This window comes from Citrobacter sp. NCU1 (assembly GCF_010231475.1).
In the GTDB taxonomy this organism is placed as follows: Bacteria; Pseudomonadota; Gammaproteobacteria; order Enterobacterales; family Enterobacteriaceae; genus Citrobacter_D.
On sequence record NZ_NRDO01000143.1, the window covers coordinates 1 to 1,231 of the forward strand.

Genomic DNA, 1,231 nt, shown 5'->3' on the forward strand with positions numbered 1-1,231 from the left:
CCGATGTCAGACATCGCCGATCGACCCTTTGACGATGCGCCGTTAACCACGGCGAAGGATCAGGGGGCGGCCGTCCGGATCGCCACGCATGAGGCGATCGAGGATCGCGGCCATAGCCTGACCGCCTGCGCCACCACGATCCGCCGTCCGGCGGGCGAGCTTTATGCCTGGTGGCGCGACTTTTCCAATCTGGCCAGCATCATGGAGAATGTCGAGCGGATCGATGTGATCGATGCCCAACGCTCGCATTGGGTGGTGAAGGCGCCGGGCGGGGCGACGGTCGAATGGGATGCGGTCGTCACCGAAGAAGAGGAAGGGCGGCGGATCGCCTGGGCCTCCGCCGAGGGTGCCGATATCGCCAATTCCGGGCGCGTGACCTTTCAGGAGGCCGGCGCGCGCGGCACGGTGGTGACCGCGACCATCCTTTACGACCCGCCCGCCGGCGTGATCGGCAAGCTGGTCGCCAAGCTCTTCCAGCGCGAACCCGCCATTCAGGCCCGCCGCGATCTCGCCCGGTTCAAGCAACTGATGGAAACCGGCGAGGTGGCCACCAACGCCATGAACCCCAAGCAGCGCGAGGAGCAGGGCGCATGAAGGCACTGACCTGGCACGGCAAGCACGATGTCCGCATCGACAATGTCGACGATCCCAAGATCGTCAATCCACGTGACGCGATCATCAAGGTGACGGCGACCGCCATCTGCGGTTCCGACCTGCATCTCTACGATGGCTATATCCCGACCATGCACTCGGGCGATATTCTCGGCCATGAGTTCATGGGCGAGGTGGTCGAGACGGGCTCCGCCTCGACGCTCAAAAAGGGGCAGAAAGTCGTGGTGCCGTTCACCATCGCCTGCGGCTCCTGCTATCATTGCGGCAAGCACCAATATTCGGGATGCGAGAATGGCAACCCGGCCGACAATCAGGACATTGCCCGCGAACTCTATGGCCATCCGATGGCCGCGCTATTCGGCTATAGCCATATGACCGGCGGCTATGCGGGCGGTCAGGCGGAATATGTCCGCGTGCCGTTCAGCGATACCGGCCCGATCGTCATCCCGGACGGCGTGGAGGACGAGAAGGTTCTGTTCCTATCCGACATTCTCCCCACCGGCTGGATGGCGGCGGAGAATGCGCAGATCGAGCCGGGCGATATCGTCGCGGTCTGGGGCTGTGGCCCGGTGGGGCTGTTCGCGGTTCAGTCGGCGTTCCTGATGGGCGCGGAGCGGGT

The 1,231-nt window shown here is 64.3% G+C and carries 2 protein-coding genes; both read left to right on the forward strand.

Annotation, left to right across the window (positions count from 1 at the left end):
- A partial coding sequence (locus CJP72_RS24970) for an SRPBCC family protein (RefSeq protein ID WP_202882592.1) occupies positions 1 to 594 on the forward strand: 594 nt, incomplete at its 5' end.
- Positions 591 to 1,231 (forward strand): alcohol dehydrogenase catalytic domain-containing protein (locus CJP72_RS24975; RefSeq protein WP_162383904.1); only part of this gene is annotated, 641 nt, incomplete at its 3' end. The genes CJP72_RS24970 and CJP72_RS24975, both read left to right, overlap by 4 nt.